The sequence below is a fragment of the Idiomarina rhizosphaerae genome (genome assembly GCF_024159085.1).
Lineage (GTDB): Bacteria > Pseudomonadota > Gammaproteobacteria > Enterobacterales > Alteromonadaceae > Idiomarina > Idiomarina rhizosphaerae.
The window spans coordinates 135,008-159,570 of record NZ_JAMZDE010000005.1; the positions used below are offsets into that span (position 1 = coordinate 135,008).

At 46.7% G+C, this 24,563-nt stretch carries 27 protein-coding genes; 17 read left to right on the forward strand and 10 right to left on the reverse strand.

What is annotated here, in order from left to right:
• Positions 1 to 3: 3 nt before the first annotated feature.
• Together NJR55_RS04700 and NJR55_RS04705 are read right to left on the reverse strand one after the other, a co-directional pair.
• Positions 4 to 951: an ATP-grasp domain-containing protein gene (locus NJR55_RS04700; RefSeq protein WP_253618289.1), complete on the reverse strand. Its 948-nt coding sequence runs from the start codon at positions 949 to 951 to the stop codon at positions 4 to 6.
• Between the two features lie 9 nt (positions 952 to 960).
• Positions 961 to 2,184 (reverse strand): APC family permease, encoded by a 1,224-nt coding sequence (locus NJR55_RS04705; RefSeq protein WP_253618291.1) that lies wholly within the window; start codon positions 2,182 to 2,184, stop codon positions 961 to 963.
• Between the two features lie 88 nt (positions 2,185 to 2,272).
• Between NJR55_RS04705 and NJR55_RS04710 the strand changes: the two genes are divergently transcribed.
• The 3 genes from NJR55_RS04710 to NJR55_RS04720 are packed head-to-tail and all read left to right on the forward strand — an operon-like array spanning position 2,273 to position 5,266.
• Positions 2,273 to 3,637: an SLC13 family permease gene (locus NJR55_RS04710; protein WP_253618293.1), complete on the forward strand. Its 1,365-nt coding sequence runs from the start codon at positions 2,273 to 2,275 to the stop codon at positions 3,635 to 3,637.
• Between the two features lie 60 nt (positions 3,638 to 3,697).
• Positions 3,698 to 4,036, forward strand: coding sequence for a zinc ribbon domain-containing protein YjdM (locus NJR55_RS04715; RefSeq protein WP_253618294.1), 339 nt, complete (start codon positions 3,698 to 3,700; stop codon positions 4,034 to 4,036).
• Between the two features lie 21 nt (positions 4,037 to 4,057).
• The gene (locus NJR55_RS04720) at positions 4,058 to 5,266 is read left to right on the forward strand and encodes an alkaline phosphatase family protein (protein WP_253618296.1); all 1,209 of its coding nucleotides are present in this window, start codon (positions 4,058 to 4,060) and stop codon (positions 5,264 to 5,266) included.
• Here NJR55_RS04720 and NJR55_RS04725 read toward each other — a convergent pair.
• Positions 5,263 to 5,757 (reverse strand): DUF4199 domain-containing protein, encoded by a 495-nt coding sequence (locus NJR55_RS04725; RefSeq protein WP_253618298.1) that lies wholly within the window; start codon positions 5,755 to 5,757, stop codon positions 5,263 to 5,265. The genes NJR55_RS04720 and NJR55_RS04725 overlap by 4 nt on opposite strands.
• A gap of 103 nt (positions 5,758 to 5,860) precedes the next feature.
• Between NJR55_RS04725 and pgsB the strand changes: the two genes are divergently transcribed.
• From pgsB to pgsW, 3 genes are read left to right on the forward strand one after another with little or no spacing between them, the layout of a single operon-like run.
• Positions 5,861 to 7,066 (forward strand): poly-gamma-glutamate synthase PgsB, encoded by a 1,206-nt coding sequence (gene pgsB, locus NJR55_RS04730; protein WP_253618300.1) that lies wholly within the window; start codon positions 5,861 to 5,863, stop codon positions 7,064 to 7,066.
• A complete protein-coding gene (gene pgsC, locus NJR55_RS04735) occupies positions 7,063 to 7,638 on the forward strand; it encodes a poly-gamma-glutamate biosynthesis protein PgsC (RefSeq protein WP_253618302.1) in 576 nt (191 codons plus the stop codon). Before pgsB ends, pgsC begins: the two co-directional genes overlap by 4 nt.
• 14 nt (positions 7,639 to 7,652) lie before the next feature.
• Positions 7,653 to 8,804: a poly-gamma-glutamate system protein gene (pgsW, locus tag NJR55_RS04740; RefSeq protein ID WP_253618304.1), complete on the forward strand. Its 1,152-nt coding sequence runs from the start codon at positions 7,653 to 7,655 to the stop codon at positions 8,802 to 8,804.
• A 25-nt stretch (positions 8,805 to 8,829) separates the two neighbouring features.
• On the opposite strand, the gene NJR55_RS04745 is transcribed toward pgsW, so the two are convergent.
• Positions 8,830 to 9,720, reverse strand: coding sequence for an LOG family protein (locus tag NJR55_RS04745; protein WP_253618306.1), 891 nt, complete (start codon positions 9,718 to 9,720; stop codon positions 8,830 to 8,832).
• Positions 9,721 to 9,797: 77 nt separating this feature from the next.
• Positions 9,798 to 10,244: a GNAT family N-acetyltransferase gene (locus NJR55_RS04750; protein ID WP_253618308.1), complete on the reverse strand. Its 447-nt coding sequence runs from the start codon at positions 10,242 to 10,244 to the stop codon at positions 9,798 to 9,800.
• Positions 10,245 to 10,377: 133 nt separating this feature from the next.
• On the opposite strand from NJR55_RS04750, the gene NJR55_RS04755 reads away from it, so the two are divergent.
• The gene (locus tag NJR55_RS04755; RefSeq protein WP_253618310.1) at positions 10,378 to 11,556 is read left to right on the forward strand and encodes an MFS transporter; all 1,179 of its coding nucleotides are present in this window, start codon (positions 10,378 to 10,380) and stop codon (positions 11,554 to 11,556) included.
• Between the two features lie 135 nt (positions 11,557 to 11,691).
• Here NJR55_RS04755 and NJR55_RS04760 read toward each other — a convergent pair whose 3' ends face one another.
• Positions 11,692 to 12,114, reverse strand: coding sequence for a secondary thiamine-phosphate synthase enzyme YjbQ (locus NJR55_RS04760; RefSeq protein ID WP_253618313.1), 423 nt, complete (start codon positions 12,112 to 12,114; stop codon positions 11,692 to 11,694).
• Positions 12,115 to 12,200: 86 nt separating this feature from the next.
• On the opposite strand from NJR55_RS04760, the gene NJR55_RS04765 reads away from it, so the two are divergent.
• Both NJR55_RS04765 and NJR55_RS04770 read left to right on the forward strand, forming a co-directional pair.
• Positions 12,201 to 12,635 (forward strand): nuclear transport factor 2 family protein, encoded by a 435-nt coding sequence (locus NJR55_RS04765; RefSeq protein WP_253618315.1) that lies wholly within the window; start codon positions 12,201 to 12,203, stop codon positions 12,633 to 12,635.
• Positions 12,636 to 12,661: 26 nt separating this feature from the next.
• Positions 12,662 to 12,940 (forward strand): peptidylprolyl isomerase, encoded by a 279-nt coding sequence (locus NJR55_RS04770; protein ID WP_034822733.1) that lies wholly within the window; start codon positions 12,662 to 12,664, stop codon positions 12,938 to 12,940.
• 21 nt (positions 12,941 to 12,961) lie between these two features.
• Here NJR55_RS04770 and NJR55_RS04775 read toward each other — a convergent pair whose 3' ends face one another.
• The gene (locus NJR55_RS04775) at positions 12,962 to 13,432 is read right to left on the reverse strand and encodes a hypothetical protein (protein WP_253618317.1); all 471 of its coding nucleotides are present in this window, start codon (positions 13,430 to 13,432) and stop codon (positions 12,962 to 12,964) included.
• A 131-nt stretch (positions 13,433 to 13,563) separates the two neighbouring features.
• On the opposite strand from NJR55_RS04775, the gene NJR55_RS04780 reads away from it, so the two are divergent.
• The 3 genes from NJR55_RS04780 (at position 13,564) to NJR55_RS04790 (ending at position 15,455) form a co-directional block, all read left to right on the forward strand.
• Positions 13,564 to 14,187 carry a methyltransferase family protein gene (locus NJR55_RS04780; RefSeq protein ID WP_253618319.1) on the forward strand — a complete coding sequence of 208 codons (624 nt, stop codon included), beginning with the start codon at positions 13,564 to 13,566 and terminating at the stop codon, positions 14,185 to 14,187.
• A complete protein-coding gene (locus tag NJR55_RS04785; protein ID WP_253618321.1) occupies positions 14,169 to 14,327 on the forward strand; it encodes a DUF2256 domain-containing protein in 159 nt (52 codons plus the stop codon). Before NJR55_RS04780 ends, NJR55_RS04785 begins: the two co-directional genes overlap by 19 nt.
• Positions 14,328 to 14,555: 228 nt before the next feature.
• Complete coding sequence (locus NJR55_RS04790; protein ID WP_253618322.1) at positions 14,556 to 15,455, forward strand: sensor domain-containing diguanylate cyclase; 900 nt, start codon at positions 14,556 to 14,558, stop codon at positions 15,453 to 15,455.
• A gap of 63 nt (positions 15,456 to 15,518) precedes the next feature.
• On the opposite strand, the gene NJR55_RS04795 is transcribed toward NJR55_RS04790, so the two are convergent.
• The 3 genes from NJR55_RS04795 to NJR55_RS13720 form a co-directional block, all read right to left on the reverse strand.
• Complete coding sequence (locus NJR55_RS04795; protein ID WP_253618324.1) at positions 15,519 to 17,387, reverse strand: DUF885 domain-containing protein; 1,869 nt, start codon at positions 17,385 to 17,387, stop codon at positions 15,519 to 15,521.
• Between the two features lie 99 nt (positions 17,388 to 17,486).
• Entirely contained in the window at positions 17,487 to 17,633 is a 147-nt protein-coding gene (locus NJR55_RS04800; protein WP_253618326.1) for a hypothetical protein, read from the reverse strand.
• Positions 17,634 to 17,651: 18 nt separating this feature from the next.
• Entirely contained in the window at positions 17,652 to 17,783 is a 132-nt protein-coding gene (locus tag NJR55_RS13720) for a hypothetical protein (RefSeq protein ID WP_275978045.1), read from the reverse strand.
• 105 nt (positions 17,784 to 17,888) lie between these two features.
• Here NJR55_RS13720 and NJR55_RS04805 point away from each other — a divergent pair, with 105 nt between their 5' ends.
• From NJR55_RS04805 to NJR55_RS04825, 5 genes are all read left to right on the forward strand, one after another.
• Positions 17,889 to 19,034, forward strand: a complete 1,146-nt coding sequence (locus NJR55_RS04805) for a Fic family protein (protein WP_253618328.1) — start codon at positions 17,889 to 17,891, stop codon at positions 19,032 to 19,034.
• Between the two features lie 205 nt (positions 19,035 to 19,239).
• Entirely contained in the window at positions 19,240 to 22,173 is a 2,934-nt protein-coding gene (locus tag NJR55_RS04810) for a di-heme oxidoredictase family protein (RefSeq protein WP_253618330.1), read from the forward strand.
• Between the two features lie 242 nt (positions 22,174 to 22,415).
• Positions 22,416 to 23,051, forward strand: coding sequence for a DUF2975 domain-containing protein (locus tag NJR55_RS04815; protein ID WP_253618332.1), 636 nt, complete (start codon positions 22,416 to 22,418; stop codon positions 23,049 to 23,051).
• The gene (locus NJR55_RS04820) at positions 23,051 to 23,263 is read left to right on the forward strand and encodes a helix-turn-helix domain-containing protein (RefSeq protein WP_253618334.1); all 213 of its coding nucleotides are present in this window, start codon (positions 23,051 to 23,053) and stop codon (positions 23,261 to 23,263) included. Before NJR55_RS04815 ends, NJR55_RS04820 begins: the two co-directional genes overlap by 1 nt.
• Entirely contained in the window at positions 23,260 to 24,534 is a 1,275-nt protein-coding gene (locus NJR55_RS04825; protein WP_253618336.1) for a serine hydrolase domain-containing protein, read from the forward strand. The genes NJR55_RS04820 and NJR55_RS04825 overlap by 4 nt, the downstream gene beginning before the upstream one ends.
• Positions 24,535 to 24,563: the final 29 nt, after the last annotated feature.

Here is a 24,563-nt window from a genome sequence, read left to right on the forward strand (position 1 = left end):
ACCTTACTGAGCTAAGCTAATAAGGTAATCCGCTAACGCGCCCATACCGGTTCTTTTAACGTCAGCTTCACGCTCTGCACTCTGGTTATAATTAGTGTTGGTGTTCACATCGTAAACGTACAGTTCGCCTTTTGCATCTTCAATAAATTCAATGCCCGCCACATCAATATCATTGGCTTTCAAAAAGGCTTCCAGCGCAAAAATAATTTCATGGTCATTAAAGCGCTGCGTAATAGTGAATTTATTGGGTTGATTGCCATCAGCAGGTGCTTCGCTGGTTGGGCAAAACGCATCATCCACACTGCATACATCGGCAGGGCATAACTCAAAGCCTTGCTCAGTATTAACGTTAACCGCGTAAACAAATTTCTGCCCGACAAACTCACTGCGGGTAATATGCGGCTGCTTTGGCTGAATGTATTCTTGTAACAACCAGATGCCATCTAACGGCTCTTCGTAATCGTCACTGTTTATGTAGTTCTTTAAGCTCGCAACATCATCAAACTTAATAACACCTAAACCCTTACCACCGCGATTAGGCTTTAAAATCAGTGGCCACTCGGCAAATTTCTCAGCGGCATCTGCCAGCAGTTCTTTTCCCACCACAGCCTGAGTTTTCGGCACGTTAAGTCCGGCTTTCTGTAACGCCGCATATTGCGACAGCTTACACACTTCCAGCGCCAGCACCCGGGTGCCATTAACCACAGTTCTATTACTGTTTTCCAACCAGGTTAACGCCATGCGAGTCAGTTCCGGTGCAAACCGATGACCCCGTGTGTGCGAGGAAGCACTCATACGGTTATAGTAAACCGCATCTTCCGGAAGCTCGGAAAAAGGTATAACTCCCTTATCCAGAAACCATTCTTTGGCTTCTACGCCGCGCTTTTCAAACTCTGCTCTTAGCGGCACCAGCCACTCTTCATTTTCGTGCAGAATAACAATATCTCGCATGGTTACCTCTTAGCGTCTCAGCTGATGTATCAGCAGAACTACGACAATAAAAACAAGCCCTGACAACAACACCTGCCAGGGAACAAAAACGGCCAGCCCAAGACAGCTGACTAAACCTAGTATGGATACCCACTTAGGCACAAAACGATCACTTTTTGCGACTTTCAGCGCCGCTAAATTCGTAATGCCATAATACACTAAAACCGTAAAGGCGCTGAACGACCATGCGGTCTTTATATCACCAATTGCGACCAGCACCAGCATGACAATACAAGTTAGCCAGGTTGCCGGGGGTGCCGAAGTTTGTTGGTCGTTTAAGTTAGCAAAGCGCATGGGTAAATCGGCGCGACGCCCCATAGCCAGAACCACCCGGGACACGCCCAAAATTAAGTTGAGGATAACTCCGCCCATAGCAACCACTGCACCAGCGGTGACCAACCATTGTATTGGTCCATTTGGTAGCAAACTCGCCAAGGAGAAGTGCTCCGCCTGAAAGTCCGCTATGCCGGGAAAATGCAATAGGGCGCTACCAACACCTAAATACAGAAGCGTTACAGCCGCCAGAGTTAAAACAACAGCAAGAGGAATAACCCGGCGCGGGTTTTGTACTTCTTCTCCCATGGTGGCAATACGTCCGTAGCCTGTGTAAGCAACAAAAAGCAGAGCTGCCGCCTGCAAAACGTGCCACCACTTGACCGAAGCTCGCTCAACAACAACGGCAGTTTGCTGATGAGCTGTAAAAATAAATGTCAGCAGAGCGGCTATGCTAACCGTAACAATGGCTGCATTAACCCAGTTTGTGCGCTTAACGCCACCCAGTACTAATAACGTGAATAACACCAATACCGCGGCAGCTATCCACTGTGCTAAATATTCCGGTATTGCCGTAGCATTCGTCACATACCAGCCTACCGCCAGCGCAGCGGTTGCCGCTGATGCACTTTTCGCCACAACGAACAAACTACCGGCTGTTACGCCATAAGCCGGAGTCAGGAACCGATAACCATACTCATAGGTACCTCCGCTTACCGAGTGTGCGGAAGCCAACTGCGCCGAAGACAGGCCATTGCATAAAGCCGTTACCGCCGCAATAAGAATGGCCCATAAAACGGCACCGCCGGCAATATCAGCACCTATACCAACACTAACGAAGGCACCCGTGCCTAAAATGGAACCCAACCCCAAGACAATGGCGCCCGCCAGCGAGGTGGAACGAACCAACTGCTGATTCATGCTATCCCCTTTAATCTTTCGTTGCTGATTCAGTCATTTCTCTATTATCTTACAGGGTAAAAGATGAAATGGATGTGACAAGACTTTAATGAAACATTTAGCACTGGGGCCCATAACCGCCCTTATTGTATTGCTCACAACACAACTTGCAGCCATGCCATTACCCGCAGCGCTAACCTTAAGCACCGTGATCTGGGTGGCCTGGTGGTGGGTAACCGAGTGTATTCCTTTACCTGTCACCTCATTACTGCCTTTTGTATTGCTTCCTGCTTTTGGGGTTATTGATACACAAACCGCTGCCAGCGCTTTAGGCGACAATATTATTTTGTTGTTTATGGGCGCCTTTATGCTTGCCAAAGCCGTTGAAGCCAGTGGTGTCCATAAACGTATGGCCCTGTCTTTGGTTGCCCGCATTGGTGCTGACAATGGTCGCAAAGTGGTTATTTCCTTTATGGCCGCAACGGCATTTCTGTCCATGTGGATATCGAACACAGCGAGTGTTTTAGCACTTTTACCCGTTGCTTTAGCTCTGGCCGATGCCAGCGACGACGAGAATTTCCAACGGGCTCTGCTGTTAGGTCTGGCCTACGCAGGTTCGCTTGGCGGCATAGCTACTTTAGTAGGAACGCCGCCGAATCTGATTTTTGCGTCTATTTACCAGAATATTACCGGCGCGGAGTTCAGTTTTACCCGTTGGCTGGGCATTGGTTTACCCATGGTTCTGCTGGGGTTACCTGTTATCGCACTTTGGTTAACGCGTAACGTCAAATTGTCAAAGCCACTTGAGTTACCAACCACCAGTGAAATGACAACCTATGAAAAGCGCGTGCTGATGGTTTTCGGTGCTGTCGTCATTTTGTGGATAACACGTACCGCTCCCTTTGGCGGCTGGACAGGCTTACTGGGTATTGGCAGCCTCAATGACGCGACCGTTGCACTAGCCGGTGTGGTTGCCATGTTCGTTATCCCAACCGGAAAAGTAAAACACGAAAAGCTATTAAACTGGCCATTAGCAAAAGATATTCCCTGGGGCATTTTATTGCTGTTTGCCGGTGGTATTTGCTTAGCCCGCGGCGTTATGGAAAGTGGGCTTGGCGACCTTATTGGTCAGTCGCTTACTGCATTGGGTGTGCTGCCGTTATGGTTACTCATTTTTGTGTTAACACTGACCGTGTCTTTTGTTACAGAATTCACTTCCAATACCGCAACTGCCACCTTACTGATGCCCATTCTGGCAGCCACAGCAACGGCACTTGAGTTACCTATCGAGTTACTCATGATACCGGCGGTTATTGCCTGCAGTTGTGCCTTTTGCATGCCGGTTGCCACACCTCCAAACTCTATTGTTTTTGCCTCTAATCGAGTCACCATAAAAGCCATGGCGAAAGAGGGGGTGGTGCTGAATGTTCTGCTCGCCGTTGTCACGACACTGGTCGTACTCATTTTTGTCTAGTGCGCCGACAGCTCTGACAGGCTATAATCGCACGCTTTCATCTCCTCAAAAGGATCTGACATGAGCGACTTCCCAGCCTGCCCTGAGTGTAAATCAAGCTTCACCTACCACGATGGTACCTTATTAGTTTGTGCTGAATGCGGGCACGAATGGTCTGAAAACGAGCCGGAAACAACTGACGATGCGCCCACTTTTCGCGATGCCAACGGTGCACCACTGGAAGACGGCGATACTGTCACTGTCATTAAAGATCTTAAAATTAAAGGTTCATCATCGGTGGTTAAAGTCGGTACCAAAGTTAAAAATATCCGCTTAATTGATGGTGACCATGACATCGACTGTAAGATTGATGGTATCGGTGCAATGAAACTGAAATCTGAATTTGTTAAAAAGGTCTAAAATCGGATACCGGAATTTACTATGAAAACGCTTTTAGCTGTCTGCCTTGTTCTTTTTTCCTCATTTACTTTCGGAAAAAGTAACGAACAAACTGTGGTGCTTATTTCAATTGATGGTTTTCGTCACGATTATATTGAAAAACATGACGCCAAAAATATTGCAGAGTTAGCTAAAAATGGAGTGCGTAGTGAAGGCCTTATTCCCGTTTATCCGTCAAAGACTTTTCCAAATCATCTGTCTATTATCACCGGTCGTTACCCCACTAATCACGGCCTGGTCGATAATAATTTTTACGATACCGAGCGCCAGCAAAAGTACAGCATGGGCGACGGCTTAGAGGACAGTAGCTGGATTACCGCTTTACCTCTGTGGAACCTTGCCGAATTTCAGGGCGTAAAAGCGGCGACCTTTTTCTGGCCTGAGTCCGATGCCCGCATCAACGGCCGGACGCCCAGTTACTTTTATCATTACAGTACACCGGTTCCTAACCGCCAACGGGTAGACCAAATTATTGAATGGTTAAAGTTACCGGAGAAAGCACGTCCAAGACTGGTTACTGGCTATTTTTCTGTCGTTGACACCATGGGCCACCGTTTTGGCCCGGACGCTAAACAAGTGAAAGGTGCAGTTCAGCACGTTGACAAGCTTATTGGCGAGTTATGGCAACGAATGCAAACAGAAGTGGATGCGCCGGTTAATCTGGTTTTGGTTTCTGACCACGGCATGGCGCCGATAAAGGCCAACAAGATGATTGATGTTAATGAGCTGAATATTGATGAAGAGCTTTTTAACGTTGTAAATGCACAAACTCGACTGCTCATTTACCAAAATGAGGAGACTTCGGACAAGCAAGTAGAGTCACTCCGACAACGCCTGAACCAAGTGGCTGACGCCTCCTTTTATACAGAATCGGAAGAAGCCTTGGCGCAACGACACTTCGTTAACAGCCCGCGGGTCCCTTCCATTGTTTTAGCAACGGATGCTCCTACCAGCTTCGCTACACGGCCGCGTGATCAGTGGTCAGACGGCGGCACTCACGGGTATTACGGCACCCGCGATATGGACGGCTTTTTTGTTGCAGCCGGAAGCGGTTTTCATCGTGGCCAGCAAATTGAGCGTTTTGAGAATATCCATATATACCCAATGCTGGCAGAATTACTCAATTTAGAGCTGCTCACCGAAATTGATGGCCGGGCTGAAGTGCTCCGGCCAATCTTAAAAGCGAATTAATTATCGTCAAGTTGCGGTGTTTTCATAAATATCGCGACTATTGCTGCCGTGATGGTGCCGACAACAAGGGCAAAAAGCATTGACTGAATAATATAGCTACCTAAAGTAAAATAAACTTCTGCTTGCTCAGCGTCCATTCCACCTTCATTAACAGCAAAGTTACTAACGTTTTCAAAATAATTCGGTGAAATAATAACGTGCGTTATCCACTGGCTAATTGGCGTTAAAACCGCCACCACAATGGCTATAATCAGACCACTAATAAACCCCTGCTTCCAGGTCATTGATCCATTAAGATCTTTTTCCCGTTTTTCTCTAAGTGCTAATACGTAAATGGCGATAGCAATAAGTGCAAAGAAGTTCGAGTAAGTTGAATGGTAAGCAATGTAATTGTCATGAAGACCAACTAGCCTTGCTATTAATACCCACAACATACTGGCTATAATAAAAATAACGCCCCACTTTATTTCTGTTGTTCGTGTTTTAAGCATTCTGGATTACCCTTTTGTAAAGATCCCTAAAAACAATAGCACTATTAAGGGATAGTCTGTAATTATAGTCCCGTTTTAAACGAATTAATTCAGGAGGATTCCCGTGGAAATACCCAGCATGCTCGCTATCGTAGCTGCACTGTGGGTTGTTCTGGTCATAGCCGGCGTTTTTGAGGCCGTTCGCCATTGGGCACTTGTCCGTAAAATTCCCGTTCGAGTCCATGTAAATGGTACTCGGGGTAAAACCAGCGTCACCCGGCTAATTGCGGCGGGGTTACGCAGTGGTGGCAAACGTATTTGTGCTAAAACAACTGGTTCTGCAGCAGCTATTACTGACCCGGATGGTCGCGAATTTCCTATTTACCGAATAAGCGGTGCAAATATTATTGAGCAAATGCGTACGCTAAAAAGAATGGCCGCGTTAAAGCCTGAAATTGTGGTTATAGAGTGTATGGCACTGCAGCCACAGTATCAGTCTTTGAGTGAATTGCGAATGGTTCGCTCAACCGTTGGTGTTATTACCAATGCCCGTGCCGACCATTTAGATGTTATGGGCCCGGGTGAAAACGACGTAGCCCTAGCACTGGCAGGCAGCACTCCACTTAAAGGCGACTTATTCACCGCCGAACGCGACTTACTCGATGTATTCAAATATTCATGCAAAGACCGTAAAAGTGAACTGCATGGCGTAACCGAGGACGAAGTTAACGCTATTACCGATGACACCATGAAGCGTTTCCGTTACGCAGAGCACGCCGAAAATGTTGCTTTAGCTCTGAATGTCTGCCAGCACCTTGGTGTTGACCGGGAGAAAGCTCTGGATGGAATGGTTGCATTAGAGCCGGAAGCGGGTGCCATGCAGGTTCTTCACGTTAACTACTTCAAGCGCGAAATTGTATTCGTCAACGCCTTTGCAGCCAATGACCCTGAGTCTACAGGACGCATTTGGGAGAATATGCTGGAGAAACATGGAGAAGGTCGCCGCAAAATTGTTTTAATCAACTGCCGGGCTGACCGTCCGCACCGCTCTCAGCAAATGGCCGAAGACATCGTCAAATGGAGTCACGCGGATAAATATCTGCTGATGGGTTCAGGTACATTTATTTTTGTTCGAAATGCCGTCAAATATGGCCTCGATCCAGAAAAACTATTAGTCATGGAAAACGCTCATATGACCGAAATTACTGAAACAATTTTAGAAGAGTCCGGCAGTAGCGCATTAGTTGTCGGTATGTGCAATATTCACGGTGGTGGCGAAGAAGTTGCTCGTTTCTTCCAGAACCGGGCAATTAAGGAGGAAGATCTATGATTGCATTAAACATTCTTGCCGTCGCCATTGGGGTTGGTCTATTTTTCACCTTGTTATTGACTCAAACCTTAGGTCTGGCCGCTGGCGGCTTAGTTGTACCAGGTTACGTTGCATTACAGCTGACAGACCCTCTAAGCTTAGCTATCACACTTATTGCTGCGCTAATCACCTATCTCATTGTCAGAATTATCGCTAGCTTCGCTATTATCTATGGTCGTCGCCAAACCATTATTATGATTCTTACCGGTTATCTCATTGCTGGCCTGATGGATTTATTCCTTGGCAACATCGTTAACTGGGTAGATTTACAAATGATTGCAGGCGGTGATGATGCTCAGGCTCAAATAGCCACGCTTGAATCGAGCTTTATGATGTCAATTATGGAAAGCAGCATCATTGGTTACATTATTCCCGGGCTTATTGCCATTTGGTTTGACCGGCAAGGCGTACTGCAGACCTTATGCGGACTTGCGGTAACGGCGGTACTAGTCCGTCTTGCGCTTATCATTATTATGCCGGAATCATTACAAATGTACGAAGCAAGCCAAGCATTTCAGATGCCAGGCTGGTAACAGGAGGACGAATCATGAGTAGTTTTACAAAGATTTATTGGCGTTCGTCGGGTGTACCAACCTGGGGACTTCTTTTTCTTATCGTGCTGTCAGTTATCGTTATGGTTGCTGCTGAGAATGTTAAGCAGCGTGATCCCGTTGTTGATGACAACTACGCAACCATGGTTAACGCGTCAAAAATAATGCGCGAAGGTATGCAGGTGCTTAAACCTCTGCGTGCGAAACTGGCGCCAATTAACCCGGAATTCGACCCCCAGCGCTCTGGTCTGGTTGGCCTGGAAAACAGTATTGTGACCACTAACCATGGTGGTCGAGAGTCGAAGCAAACAACGGTTAATCCAAACTGGGCAGCTGTCGCAGTAAAGTTAATGGCTGACGCTGGCGTGCAGGAAGGAGACTTGGTTGCAGTTACCGTATCAGGCTCATTCCCGGCACTGAACCTTGCGGTGTACTCAGCCATTGAAGCTATGGGGGCTGAAGCGGTTATTATCGCATCGGCGTCGTCATCACAGTGGGGCGGAAACGTGCCTAACTTCCTGTGGCTTGATATGGAACGTGAGCTTCGCGAAGCTGGCGTACTAAGTTCGAAACCCGTTTATGCTTCTATCGGTGGCATTGAAGACCGCGGTATCGGTATTGCCGAAGAAGGCATCACCTCAATACGCAACACTATCGAACGGTCAGGAATCAACTTTATTGACCCAGCCAGCTATCAGGAGGCAGTTGCTGATCGTATCGCGATATTCCGCGAATACTCGGCTGATCGCCAGTACAAGGCGTTTATTAACGTCGGTGGAGGCGCAACTATCGTTGGCCCTCCGGGAATTGACGATATGTTTAAATCCGGCTTACAGGAAGACGCTCCGGCTCGCGCCTTTGCGGTAGATACCGTAATGGGTTACTTCTTACAAGAAGACATTCCAGGTATCCATTTCATAGGCATTAAAGATATGGCCACTCGATATGGTCTCCCGTTGATGCCGCAAGAAGTGGTTCCGGTCGGGAATGGTGGCGTTTATTCAGCAACGATATACAACCGCTGGCTAGCGCTTGGTTTAGGACTTGGCTTATTTGCTATGACCTGGCTTATCGTTCGTTCTGCGCGTATTACCAGCTTGTGGCGCCGAACAGGCGAAAGCGGCAAGAGCACCAAACCTATGGTTTAATAAAACCAACCACAACGGGAGCAGGTTAACCTTTGCTCCCGTTCTTTAAGTCATAGCAATGACAAATAGCCTGCCACGCGTCTTCTGCACTATCCACAATCTGGAACAAATCTAAGTCGTATTCTGCAATAGTGCCTTCTTCGACCAGCAAATCAAAATCAATTGCCCGACGCCAGAATTCGGAACCCACCAAAACGATAGGTACCGGCTCGGATTTTCTGGTTTGTACCAGAGTTAAGGTTTCGAATAACTCGTCGAGTGTTCCAAAGCCACCGGGAAAAGCAACTAACGCACGGGCTCGTTGCAGGAAGTGCATTTTACGAATAGCAAAATAATGAAACTGGAAGCAGTATTCCGGGGTTATGTATGGGTTTGGTCGTTGCTCATGAGGCAGCACAATATTCAGTCCAATACTTTCACCTCCGGCTTCCATCGCACCCCGGTTCGCAGCTTCCATTATGCCGGGACCACCGCCACTGACAATCATCAGGTTTTCATCGTTGTGACGAAGGTTGTGTTCGGTCGCTATACGGGCAAATTCCATTGCCTGCTGATAATAAGCACTATTTTTTAATGCCCGCTGAGCACGCTTTAAGTTACCCTTTAAGCTGTCGTTTTCCGGTTCTTCTGCTAATGCCTGCTCGGCCATGCGAGCATCATGTTGCGCCTGTTCGGGGGATAAAAATCGTGCACTACCGAAGACAACAATGGTTGCGTCTATTTGATGCTTTTCCAGAGTTAACTGAGGCTTTAAATATTCCAGTTGCAAACGTACCGCACGCAAATCGTACTGCAGTAAAAAATCATGATCGGCAAATGCCAGCTTATACGAACTTTGTCCTTCTATTTTTGCGATAGATTCTTCAGACTGCTTTGCCGAAATTAAGCGGCGTCGATGTAATTCATTTTCTGTCATGGGAAGCCCGTATACACGAATTTAATGGCAATCAATAACGGCTAGTTTATCTTAAATACAGAGCAAAGCCTTTTGAATTATTCTTTCTCCAGCCGCATAGCAACCATACCGTTATTCTCACCCACCACGTGAAACCCCAGGTCTTTATAGAGTGACCGCGCTGGCGTATTTTCGGGGTATACATTCAACGTAATAAACCGCGTTTGCTGCTGCGCCCAGGCATTTCCCAGTAAGGCTTTTACAAACAACCGGCCCAGTCCTTTGCCTCTCACTTTCGGGTTAACAATAAGGCAGGCTATGTGAATACCGTTCTCGACTTTTTCATAAGCCTGAGCAAAACCGACCAGTTCACCTTCCTGATAAAACCCGAAAGCCCCGCGCTCGTTGCCTTTAATCTGCTGCCAGATGGCCTCTGCCGGACTGCCATACCGAACTTTATCGCCAAACCACAGCCGGAACTCGGCGGCATTCTCAGGCCAGGTTAGCGCCACTTTTAACTCGTTGATTTCAGCTTTCTTTAACATCGCTATTTGTTTTAACAATGGGTTTCCAACGTAAATTAGCACAGAAGAAAACCTGACGTCGCGTTAGTTCGCTAACTAAGGTAATGTAAGGCCAATAAAAAATAACCTCCTAAAAGATGCAACTAAAGGCGCCATGCTAAGCAATACCAAACTGCACCAGCAACTCGCTTTACCCTTGATTATTCTCTCTCAATTACTGGGCACGTCCTTGTGGTTCAGCATTAACGGTGTCTGGCTTCCTTTATCGGCAGAGCATCACCTTAACGAAGCAGACTTAGGCGCTTATACCCTGGCTGTGCAGCTGGGCTTTATTATCGGAACTCTAACGCTGGCATTAACAGGTCTTGCTGATCGTTACCGAGCCAGTCAGATATTCTTACTCTCGAGCATTGCCGGTGCCCTGGTTAATGCCCTATTTATTGTTGCAATTGATCACTCAACTCTCGGCTGGCTATTACGCTTCTTAACTGGACTTTGCCTAGCCGGAATTTACCCAATGGGAATGAAACTGGTGATATCCTGGGTTCCACGCTACGCTGGTAGTGCCCTCTCCTGGTTATTAGCCATGCTAACTCTCGGAACAGCACTGCCACATCTTATGCGCGGCATAACTCTGGACTTTTCCTGGGAAATTCCTCTTTTAACTTCGTCAATACTGGCATTGCTTGGCGGTTTATTAGTGGGCTGGCTTGGTAGTGGACCTCATTTACCTAGCGTAGCGACATCCAACACTTTACGCTCCGGATTACGCGCACTAACCCAACCTAAATTTCGTGCCATAGCAATAGGCTACTTTGGTCATGCCTGGGAACTCTACGCGTTTTGGATGCTGACACCATTGTTGGTATTGCACCCATTAGCGACTCTCAACTTGCCGTTAGCCGCGGTGCCCTGGCTGGCCTTTAGCATTATTGCTATTGGTAGCCTGGGCTGCATTGGCGGCGGTATCATGAGTAAAAAAATAGGTGGTTTACGCGTTGCCCGACTGGCTTTATTCAGTTCCGGCGCAATTTGCTTACTATACCCTTTAATGACAGGGCTTCCTGCAGGGTTAATTTTCGGTTTGTTACTATTGTGGGGACTGACTGTTATCGCCGACTCCCCACAATTTTCGGCACTAGCCGCCCAGTTTGCGCCAAAGGAGAATATTGGCTCGGCACTGGCTATAATGAATGCCATTGGCTTTTCTTTAACGCTACCGGCAATATGGCTAACCAGCAATTTGTGGTCTATACATAATGAATGGGTAACCTGGCTTTTACTGCCCGGCCCCGTTATTGGTTTATGGGCAATGCGTAAATTATCAGCATAGAGAAAAGACATGACGACAGAACAGAAAGATCAGCGTATCTACAAACACGGCATTTTTACCATTGTCGGGGTGGTTGCTGCTTTAGTTCTTATTTTTCTTATTGCCAGGTTTGGCTAAGTGAGTACTCGCTACCCCTCACTCACCCTGCAATGTCAAAACTAGAGTGCGGGCACTACCATGATCCCTATGCTCGCATAGATAAATGCCCTGCCATGTTCCCATATTCAAGCGCCCATCGATAACCGGAACCGTTAGACTACTGCCTAAAATACTGGACTTTAAATGCGCGGGCATGTCATCAGGACCTTCAAATGTATGCCTGTAATAGGGAGCATTCTCCGGCACCATTTCATTAAAATGGCTTTCAAAATCCTGCCGTACTGTTGGATCAGCGTTTTCATTGATAGTGAGTGACGCCGATGTATGTTTTATAAATACGTGTAACAGCCCTGCTTTAACCGAGCCGAGTTGCGATAAAGCATGCTCAACTTCATGGGTAATAAGATGAAACCCTCGTGTTTTGGACTTTAACTGAACTTCGGTCTGTTTAGTAAGCATATGTAAACCTATTTGCCGCTTATGAAAGCTTGCCATATGCTGACAGCATACAGAAAATAAAAGTATAACTTAAAGGAAGAATAACCATGCGATACTTAATTATAGTTTTAACTTTGCTATTCAGCAGTGCGGTTTTAGCGCAAGAGAGCGTAGAAGAGGCTACAACGAAAGCTGTTGAAGGCTTTCTTTATGGCGCCAGCATTAACGACCCTCAAGCTCACGATCGTTTCTGGGCAGATGAGTTAACTTACACCAGCTCCAGCGGTAATCGCTTCGATAAAGAACATCTTATGTCCGGCATGCAGAAAGCGAAAGCCAAAGACCCTGAAGAGGTAGAGGTCTGGTATGGCGCCGAAGATATCGAAGTAAAACAATTTGGTGACACGGTGGTTTTTAATTTCACACTAACCGCCGAAGAAGAAGGAAAAGTGACAAAATACTATTACAATACCGGCGTTCTTATTGAACGGGACGGTCGCTGGCAGGCTGTTAACTGGAACTCGACTGAAGTCCCTGAATAAAACCGATATAAACTCCGGGGGTAAAAATGGCAAGAGCACACGCATTACATATTTTAGTGGAAACTAAAGATGAAGCCGAAAAACTAAAAGAGCAACTGACCAAAGGTGCAAAGTTTGCCGAGCTTGCACGTAAGCACTCACTTTGCCCCTCGGGTAAAAAAGGTGGTGACTTAGGCGAGTTTAACCGGGGACAAATGGTACCGGCTTTTGACAAAGTGGTGTTCGGTAAGCCCACTCTTGAAGTCCATGGCCCGGTCAAAACCCAATTTGGCTGGCACTTAATTAAGACGTTGTCTCGCAGTTAGCTAACCGAGCCGATGCCGGACTTAATTGTTTTGTTCCGGCTTAACGGCTTTCTCGTCTTCAGGTTTTACATAAATAGCAATGCCTTCTCCGGTTTTATCAGTCAACCCAAAAGCCTTACCCACACTGACTCCTAAGCCCAAATTACCAGAGTATTTCCCGGCACCAGTACCGACATAAACAGAGTTACCTTCTTTTTCACCCGTTTTTTGAAGCAAAATTCCATTCGCCCCAACTTTTGCAGCTTCCTGTTTCAGGCGCTTTAATACAGCATCCATTTTCGCCTGCTCACCAAAGCTCCATGAAGAGTCGCTGGTTGCTTCAATTAAAGCTATTTCCTCATAGTTCGCTGGCTTTTCTAAATAGACTTTTACCTGCTCAACCGGAATTTCAGGACGAGCATCACCAATAAGTACCGAAGATGACGGTGATGCACACCCAGCCATTAAAGCCGCCAGGGTAAAAACCAAACCATAATAAACTTTAAATTGCATAATACGAATCCTGCTTTCAATTCCATCCTTAATCAATAGCACAGAAGTGGAGATTTCACTCAACTCTTTCAATATCTTTAAGGAGCCGTAAAATGGAAAACATTAAGCAGACCAATTAAACGGAGAGTTTTTTGTTTGATATAGACCTGATTAGCCGTCACTTTTTAGCCCTGTACTTTCTATTTATTGCGGTTCATTACGCCAGTACTGCCATTGGTTTATCCAGCCGTACCGCACAGAGCCATATACAATATGGAAAGAAAGGCAGTGTCACCTGGTGGGTAAGACAGGTTTTTAACCTTTTCCGCGGAGCTATTTTAATAGTTTGTATTGCCCGGGTCTTTTTTCCAATAGACCCCTGGCTTGGTGTGATTACACCGCTTTATAACCCGTGGCTGCTTTCTATTGGCATGGTCACTATGCTGGCATCTCTGGGGTTAGTAAGTTATAACCACGCCTACATGAGACAAGACTGGCGCTCAGGTATCGATAACGATAAAAATCGTAATTTACTGACCAGAGGTCCTTTCTCTCGCTCACGTAACCCCATGTTTTTAGCCATTATGCTGGGACAGCTTGGTCTCTTTTTAGCACTACCCAGTTTGTTTACACTGGTCTGTCTGGCTACAGGTGTGGCGATGATAAGACTACAAGCATCAAAAGAAGAACAGGCGCTTCAGGAGCTTTATGGTGATGAGTACCTACAATACCAATCGCAGGTGCCGCGTTGGTTCAAATGGATGCACACTCGTTGACACACCAAAAACCACACCTGCCCGGTAAGCTATGTCCGGTTTGCCAACGCCCCTTTATCTGGCGTAAAAAATGGAAGGACTGTTGGGAAGAAGTTAAATACTGCTCTGAACGCTGTCGAAGGCAACGTCGTCAAAACTAGCGACAACCGTATTTCTTCCGTCAGCTTTAGCTTGATAAAGGTTTTTATCCGCTTTTTTTCTGTGCTAGCGCGGTTTTGTAAATATTGGAATGTGTATACTGAACCTACAAACACAAAATTGCGTATTAGTCGCACAGGTAAAACCTGCTTAAAACAGTGGACAATGGTTTTGCTTATGCGCAACCATGTCCGTATTCATATTTACACCAGCCGGGTCCTATATTTTCAATGAATAAAACCGCGTTCGCCGATCTTGCCGAATACATGGATTTGCTATTAGATGCGATTTGCGTTGTTAATAAGCAGCATCAGTTCAGTTATCTGAGCCCGGGTGCGGCCCGTGTTTTTGGTTATGCCCCTGAAGAAATGATCGGTCATTCAATGTTTGACTTTATGCACCCCGACGACCATCAGACAACAATGGCCGTGGCTCAACAAGTCAACTCAGGTAACGAGGTTGTTCACTTCGAGAACCGATACATACGTAAAGACGGTTCTATAGTCTATTTGCTGTGGTCGGCGCGCTGGTCTGAACGAGACCAGATGCGGGTTGGCGTTGCCCGCGATATATCCGAGCAGAAACAACTTGAAGCAGAACGTGAAGCTTTAATAGCACGCTTAGAACATATGGCACTAACCGATCCATTAACCCAGTTGCCCAACCGCGCACTATTTTATGACCGGGTTCGTACATCGCAAACACGAGCAGAACGCGATGGCGGCGGCCTGGGTCTGTTGTATTTAGATCTCGATAAATTCAAAGTTGTTAATGACGCCCATGGGCACGCAACCGGTGACCAGTTACTGAAGGGCGTTGCGAAGCGGATTGCGGCTTCAGTTCGTGCAACCGACACAGTAGCGCGCTTAGGTGGCGATGAGTTTGTGGTACTTATTGATGCAGTTCCGACGACGGAGGAAGGAGTCGATGTAGTGCGGGCCGTTGCTGACAAAATTCGTCAGGCAATGCAGGCACCATTAATGCTTCCGCATGGAGAAGAGGTTATTACCGCCAGTATGGGAATGGCTCTGTGGCCTAAACATGGCGACACTGTCGATGCTTTAATCAACCGCGCCGATCAGGCGATGTATCAGGCCAAACGCGATGGCGGAAATCGACTGAGTGAATAGCGAATGGAAGTAGCGCATCACCTTAGAGTAAGTGCGATGATGCGCTGTATTTAGAGAAAACGTCTAAGAACTTTTCGTTTCACTAATGTAATCGTTAACGAATTGCTCCAGGATATTAAGTGGAACTGGGCCACTACCCAGCACAACATCATGGAACTCACGAATATCAAACTTATCACCAAGCTCTGATTTCGCTTTCTCACGCAATTCCAGAATTTTGTTCATACCAATTTTATAGGCTGTTGCCTGACTTGGCATAACAATATGACGCTCAACCATTTTCACGGCATCGGCTTTAGCGTTCGGTGTATTGTTTACGTAGAAATCGATACCCTCTTCACGAGTCCATTTTTTATCATGGATACCGGTATCAACAACCAAACGCACTGCACGCCACAATTCCATAGCTAAGCGACCGAAGTCGGAGTATGGGTCTTCATACAGACCAATCTCTTTTGGAAGTTTCTCGGTGTAAAGCCCCCAACCCTCAGTGTACGCAGTGTAACGGCCATACTTTCTGAAGCTAGGAATACCTTCCAGTTCCTGCGCCATCGCAATTTGCATATGGTGACCCGGAATACCCTCGTGATAAGCCAAAGCTTCCATCTGATAGGTCGGCATGGAGGCCATGTCATAAAGGTTGGCGTAGTAAATTCCCGGACGTGAACCGTCCATTGACGGTTGCTGATAGAAAGCTTTACCCGCAGATTTCTCGCGGAAAGGCTCTACCGCTTTTACCGTTAAATCAGCTTTTGGCTTGTTCAGAAACAGTTCGTCAAGACGTCCACGCATATTGTTAATAATAGCTGTAGCTTCATCCAAATAGCGTTTGCGGCCGTCTTCGGTGCTTGGGTAAGTAAAGTCATCACTGTTGCGCATGTGCACAAAGAACTCCTGAAGCGTACCGTCAAAGCCAACTTCTTTCATTATGCCGCGCATTTCTTCGTGGATACGCTCTACTTCGTCCAGACCAATTTGATGAATTTCTTCTGCGGTTAAATCTGTGGTAGTAGTGCGTTGTAGTGCGTTATTGTAGAACGCTTCACCGTCAGGAAATTTCCAGACACCATCTTTCGTGTTCGCTTGCTCCGCAATGCCCTCCACTGAGGTGATTAAGCCTTCATAGGCAGGTTTTACCGACTCCAGCATCGCTTTTTTCGCAGAATCCAGCAGAGCGTCACGCTGACTGTCGTCAATATCCAGGCTTTCCAGCTTCTTGGTAAAGTCCGCCCACAGTGCACTTGGTTCGCCATCGTCAAACGGCGCACCGCTAATAATATTTCTGCTGTCGCTAATTACATAAGGGTAAACGAACTTAGGTGCGATAATGCCTTTTTCAGCACGCAGCTCGAGATTCTCAGCCAACTGCTCAAATAACTCAGGCAGGCCATTAAGACGCGCAATATAATCTTCTGCGTCGTCCACTTCGCTAATACCGTGCTGATTAATTAATAACGACGCAACGCTCGAGTGCATACCGAACATTTGGTTAACCGGGTAGTTATAGTGACGCCATTTAAAGTCAGCTATCTCCTGCTCCAACTTCTGCTTCATCAGTAGCCAGCTCACTCTGGTCTGCTCATTAAGCTTCGACTCATCAATTGCCATTACCCGCTCAAGCTGCTCTTTTTTAAACGCCAGGTCTTCCTGAGCCTGCTCTTCAGAAATATCGTCCCATTTATCCTGGTCATCTTTAATACCAAGGTAAGACTGATACATTGGGCTGCGCATGACCGTTTTCATGAAAATATCTTCAAACAGCTTATTCGCCTTTTCCGATTCGGTTTGCTCCGCATTCTGAGTAGCGTTTTCAGTCGTCGCTGTTTTCGACTCAGCAGTTGCCGTCGTCGCTTCTTCTTTGGAAGCGTCAGAGCAGGCCGTTGTCATTAACACTAGCGAGACCGCCAGCGCTATCTTTTTATATTCAAACATGTGTTCTCTCCTGTCAGGTTTATAAACTTAATATCTGTTGTAGCACAGTATGTCAACGCAGGCACGACCGCAGGGGGAATTGTTAAGGCAGGTAGCGGCTTATTGCAGTCTATGTTCCCGGCAAGCCTCAATTTGCGCTGCGGGCAAGGACTCACCTATTACCGGTTCAAGTGCTAACTGCACTTTTGGGATCAGTGCCTGAAACTCCGCCAGCAAAACCTCTTCGCTTACGCTTTCATTAAACACAAGTGTCACCTTTAAGCTTTACGGAAAGCGCTGGTAGTTCACTTCATGAGTCAGCCAGATAAAGCCCTCATGATCAAACTTTGCGACTTCGCACATTTGAGTCAGTTCGCGGATTATCTCACGTTCAAGTTTTTTGTCTGTTTTTCGCATCAACAAACCCTTTTTATTCAAGCTGTGGATAGAAGCAATCTAATCGCCAAAATCGACATTTATTATGTATAGAAAACCCCACTTTCTATACATAATTAGCCTTTCATGCATAATATTTTCGATTATTTATATATATTCCGACTCAAATACACAGAAAAGGCAAAAATCTATATGCCAGCTTCGCCACCATTTCTTCCGTTGGAAAACATTGAGCAATGGGAAACACGAACAGTGCTCAAAAGAACAGCAGAAGCCCATCGTTTTCTGGCTGAACTTAAAGGTATTGCGGCCAGTATTCCCAATGAAGCAATTCTTATTAATACGCTCTCACTTCAAGAAGCAAAAGATAGCTCTGAAGTTGAAAACATTGTAACCACTCATGACGAACTCTATAAAGCGAACCTGTTTGAGGATGCGCTGGTTAATCCTGCCACTAAAGAAGTTCAGGATTGCGCTATTGCTTTGAAACAAGCTTTCGCAACCGTGCGAAAAACAAAGACTATTCGTTTGCATGATATTCTGGTCGTACAACAGCATCTTGAGCATAACAACGCAGGATTGCGTCGTTTACCAGGAACCGAACTCAAAAATGTAAACACTGGCAAAATAGTTTACACACCACCACAACAAGCTGATGAAATCTCCTCGTTGATGGACAACCTTGTTCAATACATTAATGACGACGAGCTCTGCGATGCCGATCCACTGGTAAAAATGGCAATTATCCACCATCAATTCGAGAGTATTCATCCGTTTTACGATGGCAATGGCCGGACAGGTCGTATCGTCAATATTTTGTATCTAGTAGCAAAGGATTTACTTAATCTTCCGGTGCTTTATCTGAGCCGCTTCATCACACAGCATAAAGCAGACTACTACCAGCAACTCCAAAGTGTGCGAGAAACGGGAAACTGGGAGCCCTGGCTTCTTTATATTCTAGACGGTGTAATTGATACAGCTAAAAACACAATCGCATTAATTTCAGAAATGAAGGTGTTGATGACAGACGTAAAACACCGCATGCGAGATCAGTTGCCTAAGATCTACCGGCAAGATCTGCTCAACAATATGTTTCACCACCCCTACACCAAAATCGAATTTGTCATTGATGAACTTGGGGTTACTCGCATTACGGCGACTAAATACCTAGAGCAACTCGTCGAGCACGGTTTTTTGCAAAAACAACGCATCGGACGCGCAAATTATTATATTAATCAGCCGTTATGCGCTCTGCTCATGGTTCGCGGTTAACCACCTAAATAACTGGACCTTATTCCGGGTGTGGCTGTTGCTAAGTCAAATCTAGTCAACGCTCATCTACTCCGGCGAAAATTAGCGCTGATTTGTTTCTTTTCGCTATCTAACAAGTATCTCTTGTATATGTTTTAAGCAGTGCTACATTAATTTATGTCGCTTTATAAGATGAAAATATTCATATTTTTTAACGGAGAAAGGCATGGCTGCGCACTGGTTACTCATTCCGCTATTGGTATTAACACTTTCAGCCTGCGGCGGAGACAGCTCAAGCGACAATAGCAGCCCCCCGCCAACTAGCGGTACTCCTGCCGAGCCTGATCCCGTTTCGCCACCCACCGAAGACTTACCCGAACCAGATTTTGAACCAGCGCCAAATACCGACATCAGCCCACTGCCTTCGCCGGACGCGCCCATCTTACCGGCCCCTCCAGACACGCTCCGTCTAGCGGATAGTTATGACAAAAGCCAGCTGGCAGAGACCATTGTCGGGGTTGTTGCAAGTTCATCCGGTGACGAGAACAACAATAATACAGCCGATAAAGCCGTTGACGGGGACTTTAATAGTCGCTGGGAAAGTGCCTGGGGAGAGAATATCAGTGATCCCGATGATGCGTGGATACAATTCGACTTTGGCTCAAAAACCGCTATCGGTTATATGAAACTTTATTGGGAAAACGCATACGCTGACGAATACGCTATCTATGTTTCTGACGACGCAAAAGACTGGTATCAGTTACGTTATATCACTGCCGGTAAAGGCAATACAGAAGCTTTTTACAATCTCAACGCGCATGTTCGCTACATTCGTTTGCAAGGTGTGCGACGACACACTCAGTACGGTTACTCGCTATTTGAGGCCGAATTTAAAAGCCCCGGCCGCGATAACTCCATGCCAACACTAGAAACCTCTTACGTAGCCTATCCGTTGGACGGCAATAGCCGTACGCCCTTGCCTGCGCCGGCTAAACCAGTTGAGAGCATAAGCTTCACTTTAGCCGATGGCACCTTAGTAACCCGTTTTGGTATGGTCGGCAGGTCGCGTCACGCGCGGGAACGTGGTGAAGAGTGGAACGAATATGGTTTCGGTAGCAACGATACTATCGACGGCCAGGGAAACGCAGTTGATAAAGGGCCAGGGGCACACTTAAATTTTGTTGCTAATTACTTTAAAAACCGCACCTGGGGCGTTGAGTTTATCGACAACAGCAACGTCGCTGGCGTTAAAGAGCCACGTATTATCGTCAACCAGTACTTCATGCAGGCGCAAAAAGGTGGGGGACACGCCTTTGTTCGTCGCTTCGATGACCCGAATGTCACCGGCTTTGGCTGGATGAGTCCGGGCGATCTGTTGGACGACTCAACCTACTTAAGCGACGGGGCACCTTGCCCGGTAGTCCCAAAACCCGACAACGGTAAACTATTAAATCCAGATAGCGGATATAACGACATTATAGGCGCTAACGACGGCTGCAGCGTAGTGTTTGACACCTACCCCTCGCATAGCCAACTCAGTGCAAACGCAGATGGAGTACTTGTTCCCAACGGTACCAATGTTCCTGCCAGACCATTAAAAAAAGGCGACATCATCGAGTTCACCAGCTCTTTCTTCTCCACTCGCGAAGCCATGGATGCAATCGGCGACGACGGCGCAGTCCGTTATTATACTAACGAGCTGACTTACGTGATGGGCGAAGGCTTACGCCCCTGGTACGGTGTACAACCACGGTTAATGAACAAGCCACTACCTAAACGCGTTCTGCAAGGTGGTTTAGGATCGGTGTCATACGATTACGCCGATAACTCGAGCTTTATCTTTCAGCAGCCTCACAACACCATCGGCATGCAAAATATTCAGCGTTTTATGGAAGGCCGGCGCTGGTTACACACCAACCTCTGGAGCGGCGATCATAACGAAACCGGCAACGACCGTAATGATGACGGCCGCAGGTTACAAGGCCAACATTTTAACCAGTCAACCTGTGTCAGTTGTCACATCAACAACGGCCGTAGCGTCGCTCCAGTGGTTGTTAACCAGCGGCTAGACACCATGGTGGTACGCGTAGGGGCGGAAGACGAACCGGCAAACGGTCAGTATTTACCTCATCCAATTTATGGTCAAAGCTTACAAATGAATGCTCGCTCGACCACCACCGGTGCCACTGAAAACTGGGGTAATGCCGCTTATGTTAGCGACTTTAATAGCAGTAAAATCACCCTTGCCGATGGCACTGTGGTGGAATTGCGTGAGCCCGTTATAGCCTTTGAAGGCCCTGTACCCGCCTCTTACTCCCTGCGTTCAGCACAACCGTTAATCGGCATGGGACTGCTGGAGGCCATCTCTGATGAAACTATTTTAAATAGAGTACGCAATACCCCGGATGTTGATGGTGTCCTCGGAACCGCCAATTATGCCTATGACCCGGAGACAGGCGATGTGCGTTTAGGCCGCTATGGCTGGAAAGCCGGCAAGGTCAGTCTGCGTCATCAGGTAGCAAACGCGGCTTTACTGGACATGTCGGTGACGTCTTCAATTTATCCCAACCGCACCTGCTTAGCCGGACCGCAGTACTGCGATGCCGCCAGCGGCACTGAAGCAGGGTTGCCAGATGATGCCTTGCAGTTGATGACGGACTACTTGCAGTTACTAGCAGTACCCGCCCAACGCAGTATGAGCAGTGGTTTTCCTCAGGGTGTATCACCACTTGCCTATCTCGACATCGAGCCAGAAAAGATCGCACAAGGTGAACAGGTATTTAAAGAAATTCGCTGCAACGCTTGCCACCTGGACGAGGTACAAACCAGTACCCGCTCTAAGTTTGCCGAAGTCCGCAACCAAACCATTCGCCCTTATACCGATATGCTATTACACGATATGGGGGAAGGCCTAGCTGATGAATTTGTCGAAGGCCTGGCCAATGGGCAAATGTGGCGTACCCCGGCGTTATGGGGCATCGGTTACACTAAATACGTTGCCGCTGGCACACCTACCGGTTATTTGCACGATGGTCGAGCTCGCACTCTTACCGAAGCCATCGTCTGGCACGGTGGCGAAGCCGAAGTGATTAAAAACCGCTTTATCAACCTTAACAGCGACGATCGGCAAGCACTGCTGGCATTTTTGGGATCGCTGTAGACAAGCAGAGCAATATGCCTTCGGACGTAGCAAGTAAGAGCCTCAGACAGTTCTAACGGGAAGTTCTTGCACAAAAGCTTGTGGCTTAGCTCAGGAAGCTAAGCCACAACGCTACCACCTCATGTTTTCACTCCGATCAACGATCTCTCACACTATTTAATTACGTTTTACGTAAATTTTTTATTGCAAAAGATTAATTTATAGTTTAATTTTCATCCATCAACCAGAATTTAAAACGTGTTATGACAGCAACTAATTTTCACCGACTAATTAATTTCGCTCTCGTTGTTACCGTGTTCGCAACCATAAGCCTAGCCCTTGTTGCGATAGCTCTGCCGGCTTTTGACGAACATTTGCTGACAACTTGGCAAATTGAGCTTGCTAACTCCGGGACGTCTTACCACGATGTTCTTCCCGCAGGGAAATGGGGAATAGAGAGAAATCAAGGCACATTATATATTCAGACATCAGGATTTGGATTCGCAATTAGTCGCGCACTCACGATTTTATTGATTGGCGGACTGATTAGCTATTCCTTATTCGGCTTACGACTGTTCGTGAGTGACTTGCGAACGGACAGGCCCTTTAAAGCCTCAACGCCCAAGCTGCTGAAGAAAGTAGGCACCTCGTTTATCGCTCTCGCAGTACTGTTCTACATTGAAGTCATTGCTCGTTTTTACCTTTTCATGCCCAACGCGACCGATATCGCCGACTTTTACGTTACCCATATAAAAGTGTCACCGCCTAATACCCCAGTGTTCTCTATCCTTCCTTCGTTTTACTGGGGTTTGGTTATTGCTGGTTTATTTCTTTTAGCTATCTCAAAAGCCTTCGCTTTGGGACTGTCCTTACAAACCGAAAACGACGAGATTATCTAATGCCAATTATTGTAAACCTGGATGTGATGATGGCTCGTCGGAAAATGAAGATGAAAGATCTGGCCGATGAAATTGGTATTTCACAAACCAACCTGTCGCTCTTAAAAAATAGTCACGTTCGTGGTATCCGCTTTAATACCTTAGAGAAGTTGTGTGAGGTGCTGGAATGCCAGCCGGGCGACTTACTCGAATACAAAGAGGATGAATCATGAAACCGCTCTCACTATTATTAGCGTGCTTTTTATTAACAGCATGTCAGGACTACGAGACAGCTAAGCTCAGCGACATTCCTCCTGATGTAAAGGAAAGCGTTCGTGCAGCGGTAGATAACCAGCATCGTCCAGGGGTCGTCATTGGTTTGCTAACCCCCAATGGCACCTACTTTTACAGCTATGGCGTAACGCTAGCCGGTGGAGAAGATGTGTTATCAGAACATTCACAGTTTGCAATTGGCTCGTTGACCAAGCTCTTCACCGCAGAAATGCTAGAGGTACTAGAAAGAAAAGGGGTTGTAACTCAACAGACATCAGTCTCTGAAATTTGGTCGACAGTTAACGATAAGAGCGATACGCGCCTTATTCACTTGGCTAGTCACACCGCAGCACTGCCAAGAGATTTACCTCAAGAAGCCGTCGCTGAAAACAGCGTAGATAAGCTGCTCAATGAACTCTTGCGCAACACGAGTCTACCTGCCGATTATTCGTATTCAAGCGTTGGCATGGCCATCCTCGGCGTATCACTAGCCAAAGCCTCTGACTCAAGTCTTAAAGATGAGCTGACGAAAGAAGTCATAACTCCGCTCCAGTTAGCCGGCACAGGCTATGAACCCAACGAAAATATTATTGCGGCTCGACATCAAACCACTACACCCATCGAATCTTCGGCAGATACACCAGAAGTTGCGTACGGTGCCGGAGGTTTATACTCAACCGCGAAAGACTTAATGAGCTTTTTGAAAAATGAGATGAAACAGTCAGAGCATTTGGGATGGAAACATTACCAAAATCAGAGTTTTGAAGCTTTTTATCATGGTGGAGACGGCAATGGTCATCAAGCATTTATTGCCTTTCGCCCAGATAATGGTGTTGGCGTAGTCTTACTTAGCAACTCATCATCTGACGATGAGCTTCAGAATATTGCACTTCACTTAATTGATCCGGGCATGGACTTACCAACCTTTGAGCACCGTCCTCACCAACAGTTAACCGCAGAAGCACTTTCGCTGTATGTGGGTAGCTACCGACTAAAGGAAGATGACAACAGCAATCAAATCAATTTGAGCCTTGCCAATAACCGCCTCATTTATCACGAGTTCACCCCCGAAGGGAAAACTGTTCGCAAAACGCCGCTTTATGCGATTGACAGTAAAACGTTTGAGTTAGCCGATGTACCAGTCACTATTTCGTTTGAGGATGCAGAGAATAAACCTGAGGCAACACTAAGCTTTGGTGAGCAAGCATTCACAATGGTGCGGGTAGATTAAGTTTAGTAAAACTAACAATAAGAAATGCA